We start from the raw sequence: 13446 nt of genomic DNA, 5'->3' as shown, positions 1-13446 counted from the left end.
AGGCGGGCGCGCGGCCGCCGGCGGCCGGCCGGTCGGCTCCGGTCAGGCGCATGTCGAGCGTCGCGCCGCCACGCTCCATCTTCGGCTCGACGCGGGTGGTGCGCCGGCCTCCGGTTGACGATCCCCGAGCCATCGATTCGGCCTGTTCCCTCCAGTGCGCGCGGATCTCGCCGTGCGGGCCAGACCCGCGCGGGTCAGATGCGCGCGCGTCCAAGCTTCGCCTTGGAGCCTAAATGCGGCGATTTAAGGGGGTGTTAAGCCTGGTCGCCGGCGGCGCCGGATGCACCGCGCGGCTTTACAGCCCGGCCCGCCGCGCGCTACGCCTTGACCGGCTCGGGACGACGAGGCAGGCGGCGCCGCGCCGCCGCAACTCCGCGAAAGGTGCAAGCATGGCAAAGGGATACTGGGTGGCACGGGTCGATGTGAGCGATCCGGACGCCTACAGGAAATATATCGAGGCGAATGCCGAGGCGTTCCGCGCCTATGGCGGCCGCTTCATCGTGCGCGGCGGCCGCTTCGAGTGCAAGGAAGGCACGGCGCGCCAGCGCAACGTGGTGATCGAGTTCGACAGCTACGAACAGGCGCTCGCCTGCTACGAGAGCGCCGGCTATGCCTATGCCAAGTCGCTGCGCGCCGCCCATGCGGTGTCGGACCTGGTGATCATCGAGGGCTATGACGGCCCGCAGCCGTAACCGCCGGCCCCCGGAACGGAGGGGCCGGAGCGGGTGGCCGGAGCTGAGGGGCGGAACGGGGGGCGGAGCGGCTACTGGCCGGCGTAGCGGCCGGCATCCGCCCCGTAATGGTTGACATAGCGGCTGTTCAGCGCCTCCACCGGCATGACGATGAGCACGTCGGTGGTGCCGAACTGGTGGTCGACCACGGCGCCCTCGCCGATATAGGCGCCGAGCCGCAGATAGCCCTTGATCAGGGGCGGCAGCTCGCGCAGCGCCTGGCGCTCGTTGACCTCGGCCTTCGGCATGCGGTTCATCTCGACATAGCGCGCGTCGAGGGCGCGCACCCGCCAGGGCTCCGGCGCCCGCGCATTGTGGTGCAGGAAGGCGAGCTGCGAGGCGATCCGCTCCGGGTCGGTGCCCTCGATCGAGGCGCAGCCGACCATCACGTCGATGCGGTGCATCAGCACATAGGCCCAGATGCCGTGCCACAGCAGCTCCACCGTGCGCTTGGTGCGATAGGGCTTGAGCACGCAGGAGCGGCCGAGCTCCAGGAACTGCAGGCGCGGATGGGCGTCGACCAGCGACTGGATGTCGAACTCGGCCGAGGTGTAGAAGCCGCCATGGCGCTCGGCAACGTCCTGGCGCAGCAGCCGGTAGGTGCCGACGATGCGCGGCACCTTGCGGCCGAGCTTGTTACGCTCGAACGCCTCGTGGTCGAGCACCAGGAGGTGGTCGCAGATGTCGTCATAGGCATCGACGTCGCGCTTGTTCGCCTGCGTCGCGGCATCGGCGATCGCCGACATTTCCTCGTAGAAGACGTGATAGCGAAGCTGCTGGGCCTTGCGGATCTCCTTGGCGCTGCGCGCCAGGCGCACCTCCAGCGAGCCGATCCGGCCGAGGCTGGGAACGTCGCGGCTTGCCGGTGCGGCCTTGATGCCGGGCAGCCAGCCGGACGAGGCCATCGCCGGCACGAACTTGCGCATCAGGCCGCGCGGCGACAGCGGCGAAAGAACAACGTTTCTCGTCATGGCCCCGAAGCCTTCCCTGCTTGCCTCCCGCAGACGCCGCCAGATATCTCTGCCGGTCCGAATGCCTGGTCCGGTCAGGGTCTTGTCGTTGGTGCCGGCCGTCGCGCATACGGCAGGGAGACAGCCGGCAAAGCATGCCGGCATCAGCCTGGTGCGAGTCGGCCGCGCATGGCGGACGGTCGTTTGCGTTGACCGTGCCGTAGACCATACTTTCCCAACACTTGCGTGACAATCGGCGAAGTTTTCAGTCGGCGCCCGGAAGCGGGGTCTCGGGGAGGCGGCGGACAATGCGCCGGCGAAGCAGATCCGGGTCGAGCGGCTTCGACAGGACCGCATCGGCACCGGCGGCAAGGGCCGCCTGTTCGGCGTCCGGAGTGACGTCGGCGGTGACCACATAGACCGGCGCGCGCGGCCAGCCGCCGGCCTGCTCCATCTGGCGGAAGCGGCGGATCGCCGCGATCCCGTCGATGCCCGGCATGTGCAGGTCCATCAACAGCATGTCGCAGGACCCGTCGGCGGCGGCGGCAAGGGCGGCGGCGCCGTCGGCGACCACCACCGGCTCGTGGCCGAGCTTGCGCAGCAAGGCCTCGCTGAGCATGCGGTTGATGTCGTTGTCGTCGGCAACGAGGACCCGCAACGGCCGGGCGCTGTGGGGGCCGTCCCGCTCCGCTGCCTCGGCCTCGGACAGGGCGCGCGGCTCCGGCCGGTCCCAGGGCGACAGGCGGGAACTCAGGCCGGAATTCAGGCCGCTGTCGCGGCCGAGCAGCGTCGCGCACAACTCGCGCAGCGATGCGGCGCGCACCGGGCGGATCAGGTAGCCGCCGAAGCCGGCCTCGCGCAGGCGCGGCAGCCGGTCGCGCTCGCTCGGCGTCAGCAGCACGCCGGCGGGGGCGGCAAGCCCGGCGGCGCGGGCACTGGCGAGCCAGGCACCGGCGTCAGTCACGGCGAGCGGGTCGAGCAGCACGAGGTCGGCGGCCAGCAGCGCGTCGTCGCCCGCCTCGTTGCCGGGGGCGAGCAGCACGGCCGCGGCGCCCTGCGCGGCGAGCGCGCGGGCAATCAGCGGCATCTCGATGCGGCTGGTCGAGACCAGCGCGATGCGGGCGCCGGCGAGCGCGCGCGGGGCCTCCGTTTCCGGGGTGGGCACCGCCTGCTGCGCGGAGGCGGCGATCTCCAGCGGCAGTTCGACGCGGAAGGTCGCGCCCTCGCCCGGCGCCGAGCGGGCGGTGACATCGCCGCCCATCAGCCGCGCCAGCCGGCGCGAGATGGCAAGGCCGAGGCCGGCGCCGTCGAAGCGGCGGGCCGGGCCGTGGTCGACCTGCTCGAACTCCTCGAACAGCCGCTCGGCCTCCTGCGGCGCGAAGCCGATGCCGGTGTCGCGCACGGTGATCGCAAAGCGCCGCGGCGCGGCGCCGGCTTGCTCCGCCACCGGCTCGATCGACACTTCGACGCCGCCTTGCTCGGTGAATTTCAGCCCGTTGCCGGCCAGGTTGAACAGGATCTGGCGCAGTCGCGTCGGATCGGCGACGAGCCGGGCCGGCATCTCCGGCGAAATGTAGCAGCCGATCTCCAGCCCCTTCGACTGGGCGCGCGGCGACAGGAGTTCGACGACGCTTTCGGCGAGCGGGGCAAGCGCGATCTCCTCCGGCGCGAGGTCCAGCCGGCCGGCCTCGATGCGCGAGAGGTCGAGCACCTCGTTGATCAACAGCAGCAGGATCTCGCCGGAGGCGCGCACCGCCTCGACATAGCTCGCCTGCTCGGCGGTGAGCCTTGTGTCGGCGAGCAGGCCGGTCATGCCGAGAATGCCGTTCAGCGGCGTGCGGATCTCGTGGCTGACGGTGGCAAGGAAGCGGCTCTTGGAGGCGTTGGCGGTCTCCGCCTGGGTGCAGGCGGCAAGCAAGGCGTCCTCGATCCGGCGCCGGTCGGTGACATCGCGCAGGATCGTCTGGATCAGCGGTTCGCCGCTGCGCCCGTCGCGCACCGGCACGTCGCGGCGGGCGAACCAGCGCGGACCGGCCGCGGTCTCGACCTCGATGTCGCGGCTGGCCTCGGCTTCGCCGCCCTGCTCCGCCTGCGCCTCTGCCGGCAGGGTCGGCGCCCATCCGGCGGGAAGCAGCCGTTCGGCCGCGTCGTTGGCATAGACGATCTCGCCGCCGGCGCGCCAGCGGGTGACCACGTCGCCGAGCGTGTCGAGCACATCGCGCAGCCGGCCGTCGCTCTCCTTCAGCCGCCAGATCTCGTCGCGCAGCCGTTCGGTCTCGGCCGTGAGCAGGCCGCGCTCGGCGTCGAGCGCGGCAAGGCGGGCGTTTGCCTGCGCCATGGCGCGGCGATGGGCGCCGCGCTCGCCCTGCAGCACGCCGGCAAGGCCGATGGCAAGGCCGGCGACCGCCAGCGCGCTGCCGGCGGCGACAAGGCGCAGATGCTCGGGAACCAGCCAGACGGCAAAGGCGGCGCCGGCCAGGAAGCTGGCGGCGGCGACGCTAAGCGTCAGCAGCGAGGCGCCGGACGACGCGGGGGCGGTCGCCGCATGGGTGTCGGGGCGGGTGTCGGGGCGCAGAGACGTCTCGCCCGCGTGGGCCTGGGCGCGCGCGGGGGCGATCGGTGCGGCGTCGCGTTGCTCCGTTCCGTCCTGGCGTTTCGGGGCGGCCACCTGCTCTCCTCGTCACTCGGCTGGCTCGCGCAGGGCGCACGAACCGGCCCATGTTCGGCCGGAGAGATTGAGAAACCGTTGCGGCAAAAGGCTTTGCGCCAGCGGGTCCTGACCCTAGGCAGCCTCCCTCAGATCGTCGAGGATGCCGGCCGCCAGCTCGAAGGACCGGACCCGGGCGGCATGGTCGTGGATCATCCCGGTGACGATCAGCTCGTCGGGCCGGTAGCGCTCGAGGATCGCGCCAAGCCCCCGCCGGACGGTGTCGGGCGATCCGGTGGCCGAGACGCTGAGCGCCTGGTCGACCTGCGCCAGCAGATGGGGCGGGATCTCGGCGGTCACATCCTCGACCGGGGCGGGCAGCTTGCCCGGACGCCCGCTGCGCAGCCTTGCGAAGGAGAGCACCTGCGAGGAGCGCAGATAGCGGGCTTCCGTATCCGTGTCGGCGACGAAGACGCCGGCGGCGACCATCACGCGGGGTTCGGCGAGCTGGTCGGAGGGGCGGAAGGTGCTGCGATAGACGGCGAGCGCCTCCTCCAGCATGGCGGGGGCGAAATGCGAGGCGAAGGCGTAAGGCAGGCCGAAGGCGGCCGCAAGCTGGGCGCCGTAAAGGCTCGATCCGAGGATCCAGACCGGCACATGGGTGCCCTCGCCGGGAATGGCGCGCACCGGCCCGCCCTCCGACGGGTCGCCGAGATAGGCGATGAGGTCGACGACGTCCTGCGGGAAATTGTCCTCGCCCGCCATGTGCCGGCGCAGGGCGCGGGCCGTTGCCATGTCGGTGCCGGGCGCGCGGCCGAGGCCAAGATCGATGCGGCCGGGAAACAGCGTTGCCAGCGTGCCGAACTGCTCGGCGATGACCAGCGGCGAATGGTTGGGCAGCATGATGCCGCCCGCCCCGACGCGGATGGTCTTCGTCGCCGCCGCCACCTGGCCGATGACGACGGCGGTCGCCGCGCTGGCGATGCCCGGCATGTTGTGATGCTCGGCAAGCCAGTAGCGGTGATAGCCCACAGCTTCCGCCTTGCGGGCGAGGTCGATGGTGTTGGCAAGCGCATCGGCCGCCGTCCTGCCTTCCGGCACGGGGGCCAGATCGAGAAGGGAATAATGTTTCATGAGGATCTCCGTTGGAGCCTCATCTAGGGTCAGGACCAATTAATACGACGACAATGGCGTTCGATAGACCAAGAGCTGCGAGGAGAAGCCCGCAGTAGCGGGGCCGCCCCCGGTCAAGGGCTTCGACGCGGCGGGTCGACGGTCTATCGGACGTCCTACGGATCGCCCTGACTTGCACGGGCTACTTTGTCGCAAGGCCTTGAAAGACGTGAGGTCTTCCTGCGGCCTTGCTTCGCGTATCCGCACAAGTCAGGACGACCATTGCCGCCATATTAATTGGTCCTGACCCTAGGTCGCGGGAGCCCGGCAGCCAAGGGTGGAACGCTTGCTCAGGCGGCGCGCCGCTCCAGCGCGGCGCCCCGGTAGCTCAGCGCCTCGGCGAGATGCAGCCGCGAGACGGCCTCCGCGCCGTCGAGATCGGCCAGCGTTCGCGCCACCTTCAGCACCCGGTGATAGCCGCGCGCGGAGAGATGCAGCGCGTCGGCCGCCGATTGCAGCAGGTCGAGGCCGGCGGCATCGGGCGCCGCCACCTGTTCGATCAGCCGCGCGCCGGCCGCCGCATTGGTGCGGGCGGCAACGCCGAGCGCGGCGAAGCGTTCGCTCTGGCGCCGGCGGGCGCGTGCCACCCGCTCGGCGACCGTGGCGGAGCTTTCGCCCTGCGCCGGGCGCAGAAGATCGGAGGCGGCAACCGCCGGCACCTCGATCCGAAGGTCGAGCCGGTCGAGCAGCGGGCCGGACAGGCGCGACTGGTATTCGGAGGCGCAGCGCTCGCCGCGCCGGCAGACATGGCCGGGCTCGCCGGCATGGCCGCAGCGGCAGGGGTTCATCGCCGCGATGAGCTGGACGCGCGAGGGGTAGCTGGTGCGGTGGTTGGCGCGCACGATCACCGTCTCGCCGCTTTCCAGCGGCTGGCGCAGTCCGTCGAGCACCTGCGGCTGGAACTCGGGCAGTTCATCAAGGAACAGCACGCCGTTATGGGCGAGCGACACTTCGCCCGGCCGGGCGCGGATGCCGCCGCCGACCAGCGCTGCCATCGAGGCCGAGTGATGCGGCGCGCGGAACGGCCGCCGCTCGCTGAGCTTGCCGTCGGCAAGCTCGCCGGCGATCGAGGCGATCATCGAGACTTCCAGCAGCTCGCGCGGGCTGAGCGGCGGCAAGATCGACGGCAGGCGCATCGCCAGCATCGACTTGCCGGCGCCCGGCGGGCCGATCATCAACAGGTTGTGGCCGCCGGCGGCGGCGATCTCCAGCGCCCGCTTGGCGCTTTCCTGGCCGCGCACCTCGGCAAGGTCGGGGAGGACCAACGGGTTGGCGCTGAGCTTCGGCTGCGGCCGCGACAGGATCTGCGTGCCCTTGAAATGGTTGGCGAGCTGGATCAGCGAGACGGGGGCGAGGATCTCCATCTCGGGATCGGCCCAGGCCGCTTCCGCGCCGCAAGCCGCGGGGCAGATCAGCCCGCGGGCGAGCGTGTTGGCGCCGATCGCCGCCGGCAGCACCCCGGCGACGGGCGAGATCGTGCCGTCCAGCGCCAGCTCGCCGAGCACCACGTAGCGCTCCAGCTCGGCCGCCGGCAGCGCCCCCATCGCCGCCATCAGCGCCAGCGCGATGGGCAGGTCGAAATGCGAGCCCTCCTTGGGCAGGTCGGCGGGCGCGAGATTGACGGTGACACGCTTGGCCGGCAGCGACAGGCCGGAGGCGATCAGCGCCGAGCGCACCCGCTCGCGGCTCTCGCCCACCGCCTTGTCCGGCAGGCCGACGATGGTGAAGGCGACCTGGCCGGGGCCGATCTGCACCTGCACGTCGACAGGTTTCGCCTCGATGCCCTGGAACGCGACCGTGGTGACCCGCGAGACCATTGATTGACCGCCCCCCTCGCCCCGCCCCAATGGCTTGTGCGAAACCGCTGCAACCGCAATGGACTGCAACCTAGCGCAACCGCTGGTCGGTCACAACCGTAAGGACGGGGAGGGAGAGGGGCGGGGCGCTTACGCGCGGGCCCGCTTGGCCTCGACCGTGTCCCAGAGCTTGGCGGCGATGTCGGGTCCGCCGAGACGCGCGACGGCGCGGATGCCGGTCGGGGCGGTGACGTTGATCTCCGTCAGGTAGCCGCCGATGACGTCGATGCCGACGAGGATCAGGCCCTTGTCGCGCAGCGCCGGGCCGAGACGGGCGCAGATCTCGCGCTCGCGCGGGGTGAGGTCGGCCTCGCGCGCGGCGCCGCCGCGCACCATGTTGGAGCGCAGGTCCCCCTCCTGCGGCACCCGGTTGACCGCGCCGGCGAACTCGCCGTCGACCAGCAGGATGCGCTTGTCGCCCTTGGAGACCTCGGGCAGGAAGCGCTGGACCACCCAGGGCTCGCGGAAGGTGACGGCGAAGAAGTCGTAGAGCGAGCCGTAGTTGAGATCGTCCGCCGTGATGCGGAACACCGCCGCCCCGCCATGGCCGAACAGCGGCTTCATGACGATGTCGCCATGCGCGGCGCGGAAGGCGTCGATGGCGGCGCGGTCGCGGGTGATCAGGGTTTCCGGCATCAGGTCGGGGAACTCGGTGACGAAGAGCTTTTCCGGCGCGTTGCGCACCGAGGCCGGATCGTTCACCACCAGCGTCCTCGGGTGGATCTTCTCCAGCATGTGGGTCGCCGCGACATAGGCCATGTCGAAGGGCGGGTCCTGCCGCATCAGGATCACGTCCATCTCGGCAAGGTCGGTCAGTTTCCGCTCGCCGAGGGTGAAGTGGTTGCCCGTCTCGTCGCGCACGGTGACCGGCTCCAGCGCGGCGGTGACCGTGTCGCCGGTCATCGCCAGCCGGTCGGGCGTGTAGTGGAAGAGCGCGTGGCCGCGCGCCTGCGCCTCCAGCATCATCGCGAAGGCGCTGTCGCCGGCGATGTTGATCGAGGAGATGTGGTCCATCTGGACCGCGACCTTGAGCCGTGCGGATGTCGGCGTGCTGGAAGATGTCATCGGAAGGTCTCCGGGGAAGGTCTCCGGCGCCGGATCGGCGCGCTGAACGACGGATGGAAAGGCGGGGCGGGCGCCCCGCGGTTGGGGACAGGATATGCGGCCCGCGCCGGGCTTTGTCCAGAGCGGCCCGGCCGCTCACGCTTCCGCGACGGTGAAGGCGTCGGCGACATGCACCGGCAGCGCCCAGGGGCAGACCAGCACCGCGTCGAAGCGCAGCGTCATGAGGCTGAGATCCTCGCGCCCGGCGCACCAGGTCCGGGCAGCGGCGGCGATCCGGCGCCGGGTCGCCGGGGTGATCGCGGCAAGCGCCGCGTCCCGGTCGGCGCGCGCCTTGACCTCGATGAAGGCGATGGTGTCGCCGCGCCGGGCGATGATGTCGATCTCGCCGCTGCCGGCGCGAAAGCGCCGGGCGAGGATCCGCCAGCCCTTCGCCCGCAGATAGAGCGCGGCGAGCGTTTCGGCCCTCAGCCCCAGCCGATAGGCGCCGCGCCGGCGGCGGCGGGTGCCGCCCGGACCTTGCGCGCCGCCCGCACTCATGCGGAGGGCTGGAACATGGCGGCGAGGATCACCGCCAGCACGGTGACGAGAAAGCCGCCGACGGCGAGCTTCCAGGCATCGCGGCGGTGCTTCAGCCCCGGCCAGCCGAGCGGCTTGATCACCTGGATCGCGGCGACGGCGGCGAAGAACACCATGATGATCTTGGTCATGCGCGGCGCTCCGCAGGGTCGGGGTGACGAGGCTCAACCGCCCGAGTAGCACGGGCGGCACGGCAGGGCAAAGGAGCGGCGCGCGGCGTCACTTCGCCTTGATCTCCAGGGCGCGGGCGTAAAGCTCCTTGCGGTCGAGGCCGGTGAGCTGCGCCACATGCTTGGCCGCGCCCGCCGCCTTCATGGTCTTGAGCGCCTCGGCCAGCAGCGCGTCGGCATCGCCCGCCTCGGCTTCAGGCCGATCCAGCGGGGGGGCGATCACCACGACGAACTCGCCGCGCGCCGGGCCTTCCGCGAAATGGCGGGCGAGATCCTCCAGCGTGCCGCGCTCGAAGGTCTCGAACCGCTTGGTGATCTCGCGGGCGACCGCCGCCTCCCGCGTGCCGCCGAACACTTGCGCCATGTCGGCGAGCGAGGCGGCGATACGGTGCGGGCTTTCGAAGAAGATCAGCGTCGCGGGAATGCGCGAAAGCTCCTCCAGCCGGGCAAGGCGCGGCCCGCCCTTCTGCGGCAGGAAGCCGGCGAAGCAGAACGTGTCCGACGGCAGGCCGGAGGCGACGAGGGCGGCAAGCGGCGCGCTGGCGCCGGGCACCGGGAAGACCTTGTGGCCGGCCTCGACCACCTCGCGCACCAGCCGGTAGCCGGGATCGGAAACGAGCGGCGTGCCGGCATCGGAGACCAGCGCGATGGCCTTTCCGGCCTCCAGCGCCGCCATCAGCCGCGGGCGGACCTTCTGGGCATTGTGCTCGTGATAGGCGGTGAGCGGCGTCTTCAGCCCGAAGCGCTGCATCAGGACCGCGGTGACGCGGGTGTCCTCGCAGGCGACGAGATCGGCCGCCGCCAGCACCTCCAGCCCGCGCACCGTCATGTCGCCGAGATTGCCGATCGGCGTTGCGACGATATAAAGGCCGCAGGCGAGCGAGGGCGCCGTCATGCGATGGGCGCCGATGAAGAAGTCGCGGGAGGCCGGCTTCGGCGCTTCGGTCTGGTCCGGCTCGGTGGAGGACATGCGGTCGGCTTTCATGCGAACGGGAGCCCACGGGGCGGGCTTTCGCCCGTTTTGGCAGGAAACGCCGGCAAGGCCAAGGCGGCGAGCGAGGATTTGCAGCCGGCGGGCGGGGCTGATAAGCATTTCCGGCGGATGCCTTGGGCAGACGGGGCCGGGCAAACGGGAGATCGGGGACAGTGCTTGGAGGTCTGGACAAGATGATGCATGCGCGGCGATCCGTCCTTGCGCTCTCGCTCGGAGCTGCCCTGGCGCTTGCCGGTTGCAGCGGCTCGACCATGGGCGAATATCCGGGCTACCCCTCGACGCCGTCGGGTCCGCCCGCCCCGAGCGGCGAGACGCTCGGCCAGGGATCGGTGCGCGTCGCCATGCTGCTGCCGATGAGCGGCGGCGGCAATGCCTCCTCCATCGCCAGCGTGTTCCGCAACACCGCCGAACTGGCGCTGTCCGACTTCCAGGGCGCCGACGTGCAGATCCTGATCAAGGACAGCGGCGGCACGGCGCAGGGCGCGCAGGCCGCCGCCCAGGCGGCGATCGCGGAAGGGGCGGAACTGATTCTCGGGCCGGTCTTCGCGCCGGCTGTCGGCGGCGCCGGCGCGACCGCGCGCTCCTCCGGCATTCCCGTCGTCGCCTTTTCCAGCGACGAATCCGTCGCCTCGCGCGGGGTCTATCTGCTGAGCTTCCTGCCGCGCAGCGACGTGGCCCGGATCGTCTCCCACGCCTCGCGCCAGGGCAAGCGCTCCTTCGCCGCGCTCCTGCCCGACGACACCTATGGCGCGGTGGTCGAGGCCGCCTTCCGCCAGGAGGTCGGCCGGGCCGGCGGGCGCATCGTCTCCATCGAGCGCTACAGCCTGAGCGGCAACGACACCACCGACATCGCCGCCAAGGCCGGGCGGATCGCCGCCAACGCGGCGCAGATCGACGCGATCTTCGTGCCGGCCGGCAATGTCGCGCCCTTCGTGGCGCAGACCCTGTCGACCGGGGGCGTCAATCTCGGCCAGACCCGGCTGCTCGGCAGCGGCCAGTGGGAAACGCCGCAGGTGCTGAACGCGGCGCCGCTGACCGGCGCCTGGTATCCGGGCCCGGACGGGTCCGGCTTCCAGGCCTTCGCCTCGCGCTACCAGGCGCGCTATGGCAGCCAGCCGCCGCGCAACGCCTCGCTCGCCTATGACGCGACGATCCTCGCCGCCGGTCTCGTCCGCTCCGCCGGCCCGGCGCGGTTTTCCGAGCGGGTGCTGACCAATCGCGACGGCTTCCTCGGCATCGACGGCGTCTTCCGCTTCGACCGCGACGGGCGCAACGAGCGCGGCCTTGCGGTCTACGAGGTCACGGGCAGCGGCTCGCGGGTGATCTCGCCGGCACCGCGCGCCTTCGGCTCGGGAAGCTGACGGCGACAGCCCGCCGCCACCCGTCATCCAGCCCGCGGGAGGGACCGTTGAGCCTCACTGACACGCGCATCCTTCTCATCATCGGCGGCGGCATCGCCGCCTACAAGAGCCTCGACCTGATCCGCCGGTTGCGCGAGCGCGGGGCGAGCGTGCGGGTGGTGATGACCGAGGGCGCCTGCCGCTTCGTCACGCCGATGGCGGCCGGCGCGCTTGCCGGCGACAAGGTGTTCACCGATCTCTTCGACCGCGACGACGAGCACGATGTCGGCCATATCCGCCTGTCGCGCGAGGTCGATGCCATCGTCGTCGCGCCGGCGACCGCCGACCTGATGGCGAAGATGGCGGCCGGGCTTGCCGGCGATCTTGCCAGCGCCGTGCTGCTCGCCTCGAACAAGCCCGTTCTGCTCGCCCCGGCGATGAACCCGGCGATGTGGGCCAATCCCGCCACCCGCCGCAATGTGGCGCAGCTTGCCCGCGACGGGCTGTCCTTCGTCGGGCCGAATGCCGGCGAAATGGCCGAGAGCGGCGAGGCGGGCCTCGGCCGGATGGCCGAGCCGCTGGAGATCGTCGCCGCGCTCGAAGCCATGCTCGATCCAGTGCCGCAGGACCTTGCCGGCCGGCATGTGCTGATCACCTCCGGGCCGACGCATGAGCCGATCGACCCGGTGCGCTACATCGCCAACCGCTCCTCCGGCAAGCAGGGCCATGCCATCGCCGGCTGGATGGCGCGGCACGGCGCCCGCGTGACGCTGGTCAGCGGGCCGGTGACGCTGGCCGATCCGCCGGGCGTGACGGTGGTGAAGGTGGAGACCGCGCGGCAGATGCTGGCCGCCGTCGAGGCGGCGCTGCCGGCCGATGTCGCGGTGATGGCGGCGGCCGTCGCCGACTGGCGCACCGACGGCGAGAGCGGGCGCAAGATCAAGAAGGACGGCAGCGGCAAGGTGCCGGTGCTGGCGCTGACTGAAAACCCGGACATTCTCGCCACCATCGGCCGTCACCCGACCGCGCGCCCGCGCCTCGTCGTCGGCTTTGCCGCCGAGACCAACGACGTCATCGACAATGCCCGCGGCAAGCTGCAGCGCAAGGGCGCGGACCTGATCGTCGCCAACGACGTGTCGCCGGAAACCGGCGTCATGGGGGGCGATGCCAACACCGTGCGGCTGGTCGGCCATGACGGCGTCACCGACTGGCCGACGCTGAGCAAGAACGAGGTGGCGCGGCGGCTGGTCGCCGAGATCGCCCGCCGGCTCGCCGCCACTCTCGGCCCGGCGTGAGGCGGCCCGGCGTGAAGCGGCCCGGCGTGAGGCAGCCGCCCTCCCGCAAGCCCGCCTTCAGCCCCATTCGCCAACGTTTCCCGCTTCCACACACGGATCCCAGCCCATGACCCTTCCCCTGCGCGTGCGCCGCCTTGCCCATGGCCTCGACCTGCCGCTGCCCTCCTACCAGAGCGAGGAGGCGGCCGGCATGGATCTTCTCGCCGCCGTCGAGGCGCCGCTGGTGATCGCGCCGGGCGCCCGCGCGCTGGTGCCGACCGGCATCGCCATCGCCCTGCCGCCGCATACGGAGGCGCAGGTGCGCCCGCGCTCCGGCCTTGCCGCCCGCCACGGCGTCACCGTGCTCAACACGCCCGGCACCATCGATCCGGACTATCGCGGCGAGGTGAAGGTGATCCTGATCAATCTCGGCGAGGAGCCCTTCACGGTGGAGCGCGGCAGCCGCATCGCCCAGATGGTGGTGGCGCCGGTGGCGCGGGCCGAGCTGATCGAGGTCAACGAGCTGGACGAGACCCGGCGCGGCGAAGGCGGCTTCGGTTCGACCGGGCATCATTGATCCCGCATTGGGGTATTCTTTTCCAAAAGATCCGCCGATTTCGGATTGAAGTTCCAGGCTTGCGCGGTTTCCGGCGACGGCAGGGGCTCGTCA

At 71.4% G+C, this 13446-nt stretch carries 12 protein-coding genes; 4 read left to right on the top strand and 8 right to left on the bottom strand.

What is annotated here, in order from left to right; genetic code table 11:
• Positions 1-389 precede the first annotated feature (389 nt).
• The gene (locus TSB10GB4_RS21675; protein ID WP_186397436.1) at positions 390-692 is read left to right on the top strand and encodes a DUF1330 domain-containing protein; all 303 of its coding nucleotides are present in this window, start codon (positions 390-392) and stop codon (positions 690-692) included.
• A 71-nt stretch (positions 693-763) separates the two neighbouring features.
• Here TSB10GB4_RS21675 and TSB10GB4_RS21670 read toward each other — a convergent pair whose 3' ends face one another.
• From TSB10GB4_RS21670 to rsmI, 8 genes are all read right to left on the bottom strand, one after another.
• A complete protein-coding gene (locus TSB10GB4_RS21670) occupies positions 764-1636 on the bottom strand; it encodes a GNAT family N-acetyltransferase (protein ID WP_244571001.1) in 873 nt (290 codons plus the stop codon).
• Positions 1637-1946: 310 nt separating this feature from the next.
• Complete coding sequence (locus TSB10GB4_RS21665; protein WP_186397434.1) at positions 1947-4349, bottom strand: hybrid sensor histidine kinase/response regulator; 2403 nt, start codon at positions 4347-4349, stop codon at positions 1947-1949.
• 114 nt (positions 4350-4463) lie between these two features.
• On the bottom strand, positions 4464-5462 hold the full coding sequence (locus TSB10GB4_RS21660) for an LLM class flavin-dependent oxidoreductase (protein WP_186397433.1): 999 nt from the start codon (positions 5460-5462) through the stop codon (positions 4464-4466).
• A gap of 329 nt (positions 5463-5791) precedes the next feature.
• Positions 5792-7318, bottom strand: a complete 1527-nt coding sequence (locus TSB10GB4_RS21655; RefSeq protein WP_186397432.1) for a YifB family Mg chelatase-like AAA ATPase — start codon at positions 7316-7318, stop codon at positions 5792-5794.
• A gap of 129 nt (positions 7319-7447) precedes the next feature.
• Positions 7448-8422 carry a glutathione synthase gene (gene gshB / locus TSB10GB4_RS21650; protein WP_186397431.1) on the bottom strand — a complete coding sequence of 325 codons (975 nt, stop codon included), beginning with the start codon at positions 8420-8422 and terminating at the stop codon, positions 7448-7450.
• Between the two features lie 135 nt (positions 8423-8557).
• Entirely contained in the window at positions 8558-8959 is a 402-nt protein-coding gene (locus TSB10GB4_RS21645; protein ID WP_186390189.1) for a YraN family protein, read from the bottom strand.
• Entirely contained in the window at positions 8956-9129 is a 174-nt protein-coding gene (locus TSB10GB4_RS21640) for a hypothetical protein (protein ID WP_186390190.1), read from the bottom strand. Before TSB10GB4_RS21640 ends, TSB10GB4_RS21645 begins: the two co-directional genes overlap by 4 nt.
• Positions 9130-9217: 88 nt before the next feature.
• Positions 9218-10138 (bottom strand): 16S rRNA (cytidine(1402)-2'-O)-methyltransferase, encoded by a 921-nt coding sequence (gene rsmI / locus TSB10GB4_RS21635; protein ID WP_186397430.1) that lies wholly within the window; start codon positions 10136-10138, stop codon positions 9218-9220.
• A 176-nt stretch (positions 10139-10314) separates the two neighbouring features.
• Between rsmI and TSB10GB4_RS21630 the strand changes: the two genes are divergently transcribed.
• The 3 genes from TSB10GB4_RS21630 to dut all read left to right on the top strand — a co-directional run bounded on the left by TSB10GB4_RS21630 (position 10315) and on the right by dut (position 13353).
• A complete protein-coding gene (locus TSB10GB4_RS21630; protein ID WP_244301539.1) occupies positions 10315-11523 on the top strand; it encodes a penicillin-binding protein activator in 1209 nt (402 codons plus the stop codon).
• 47 nt (positions 11524-11570) lie between these two features.
• Positions 11571-12797 carry a bifunctional phosphopantothenoylcysteine decarboxylase/phosphopantothenate--cysteine ligase CoaBC gene (gene coaBC, locus TSB10GB4_RS21625; RefSeq protein WP_186397429.1) on the top strand — a complete coding sequence of 409 codons (1227 nt, stop codon included), beginning with the start codon at positions 11571-11573 and terminating at the stop codon, positions 12795-12797.
• A 106-nt stretch (positions 12798-12903) separates the two neighbouring features.
• Positions 12904-13353: a dUTP diphosphatase gene (gene dut, locus TSB10GB4_RS21620; protein WP_186397428.1), complete on the top strand. Its 450-nt coding sequence runs from the start codon at positions 12904-12906 to the stop codon at positions 13351-13353.
• Positions 13354-13446 lie beyond the last annotated feature (93 nt).

Source organism: Stappia sp. TSB10GB4 (genome assembly GCF_900185745.1).
Lineage (GTDB): Bacteria > Pseudomonadota > Alphaproteobacteria > Rhizobiales > Stappiaceae > Stappia.
This window is presented reverse-complemented; position numbering and strand designations above follow the sequence as displayed.

Bases quoted from the DNA above. Each gene is read 5' to 3' on its own strand.
- TSB10GB4_RS21670 (WP_244571001.1), bottom strand. From the start codon at position 1,636: ATGGCCTCGTCCGGCTGGCTGCCCGGCATCAAGGCCGCACCGGCAAGC.
- rsmI (WP_186397430.1), bottom strand. From the start codon at position 10,138: ATGTCCTCCACCGAGCCGGACCAGACCGAAGCGCCGAAGCCGGCCTCC.
- dut (WP_186397428.1), top strand. From the start codon at position 12,904: ATGACCCTTCCCCTGCGCGTGCGCCGCCTTGCCCATGGCCTCGACCTG.
- TSB10GB4_RS21645 (WP_186390189.1), bottom strand. From the start codon at position 8,959: ATGAGTGCGGGCGGCGCGCAAGGTCCGGGCGGCACCCGCCGCCGCCGG.
- gshB (WP_186397431.1), bottom strand. From the start codon at position 8,422: ATGACATCTTCCAGCACGCCGACATCCGCACGGCTCAAGGTCGCGGTC.
- TSB10GB4_RS21675 (WP_186397436.1), top strand. From the start codon at position 390: ATGGCAAAGGGATACTGGGTGGCACGGGTCGATGTGAGCGATCCGGAC.
- TSB10GB4_RS21660 (WP_186397433.1), bottom strand. From the start codon at position 5,462: ATGAAACATTATTCCCTTCTCGATCTGGCCCCCGTGCCGGAAGGCAGG.
- TSB10GB4_RS21655 (WP_186397432.1), bottom strand. From the start codon at position 7,318: ATGGTCTCGCGGGTCACCACGGTCGCGTTCCAGGGCATCGAGGCGAAA.
- TSB10GB4_RS21640 (WP_186390190.1), bottom strand. From the start codon at position 9,129: ATGACCAAGATCATCATGGTGTTCTTCGCCGCCGTCGCCGCGATCCAG.